The 1283-nt window shown below is 48.4% G+C and carries 2 protein-coding genes; both read left to right on the forward strand.

Going from position 1 to position 1283, the window contains the following annotated elements:
- Positions 1-69: 69 nt before the first annotated feature.
- A complete protein-coding gene (locus FN815_RS18765) occupies positions 70-372 on the forward strand; it encodes a transposase (RefSeq protein WP_142456372.1) in 303 nt (100 codons plus the stop codon).
- Positions 373-383: 11 nt separating this feature from the next.
- The gene (locus FN815_RS18770) at positions 384-1244 is read left to right on the forward strand and encodes an IS3 family transposase (RefSeq protein WP_246075366.1); all 861 of its coding nucleotides are present in this window, start codon (positions 384-386) and stop codon (positions 1242-1244) included.
- Positions 1245-1283: the final 39 nt, after the last annotated feature.

A 1283-nucleotide genomic window follows, 5' to 3' on the forward strand; every position in this document is an offset into this window, starting at 1 on the left:
AATGGACTTACTACATTTTACTGGACACGAAGTTAAGGTATATTGTTGGCTACATACTAATTGAATCAAATGAGCAAACCAGAACGAAGAACATTTACCAAGGAATTTAAGCTGGACGTGATCCAGCAGAGTTATCATCGCGATAATATTCGGGAACTAGCGAATGAATTAGATTTGCGCCCGGAATTGATCTATAAATGGAGAACCCAGTATCAAAACAGTCCTGTGGCTAGTTTTCCGGGTAAAGGGGTAGAAGCGCTGAGCCCGCAAGAACAAAAACTACGGGCTCTTCAAAAAGAAAATGCCGAACTGCGCATGGAACGCGATATTCTAAAAAAGGCCATTGGCATCTTCGGCAAGACAAATGGGTGATATACCAGTTTATGGCTCAGCACCGCCAGGAATTTCCCATTCTGAAGATGTCCAGGGTATTTGGGGTGTCTACCAGTGGTTATTATCGGTGGCTGGGGGCTGATTCAAGTTCTCGAACCAAAGAAAATCAGGCCCTTACCAAGGCCATTATCGGTCACTGGAAGGCCTCCGGCGGGCGCTATGGTTCGCCACGTATTCACCAGGTGCTACTTGGTGAAGGCTGGCAGGTGTCTCGCCCCAGAGTGGCGCGGTTGATGCGCAAAGCCGGTATTGCCTCCACCATACGCCGAAAATGGATCCGGACCACCGATTCTGACCATGAGAAGGTACGCGCGCCTAATTTGTTAGCCCGCAGGTTTTATCCTGAGGGGCTCTCCAGGGCATGGGTGAGCGATATCACCTATCTGCCTGGAGAAGACCACTGGCTGTATCTGACTACGGTCATGGATTTGGCAGACCGAAAAGTGATTGGGTGGGCACTGAGTGAGACCATGGAAGCGGGGGATACCACGATTGCAGCTTTTAAGCAGGCCGTAGCCACCCGAAAGCCCAAACCGGGGATGATCTTTCACAGCGATCCGGGACGCCAATATTGTGCGGAAGGGTTTAAGAAATTATTGGATCATTACCAGATTCGACAATCCATGAGCCGTAAAGGCAATTGCTGGGATAATGCTCCGGCGGAAAGTTTTTTTAAAACCCTCAAATATGAAGCAAACATGCCTAAACGCTTTGCCAGCTATGGCCAGGCCCGCAGAGTGCTGTTTGACTATATTGAATGCTGGTACAACACCAAACGCTTGCATTCTGCCTTAGGCTACCGGACTCCAACACAAATTGAACAACTACTAACAAAGAACATAGCGGCTTGACTACCCTAACTCTCTGTCCTCTTTTTTGTTGCAATTCCA

The organism is Gracilimonas mengyeensis (assembly GCF_900182705.1).
Taxonomy (GTDB): domain Bacteria; phylum Bacteroidota; class Rhodothermia; order Balneolales; family Balneolaceae; genus Gracilimonas; species Gracilimonas mengyeensis.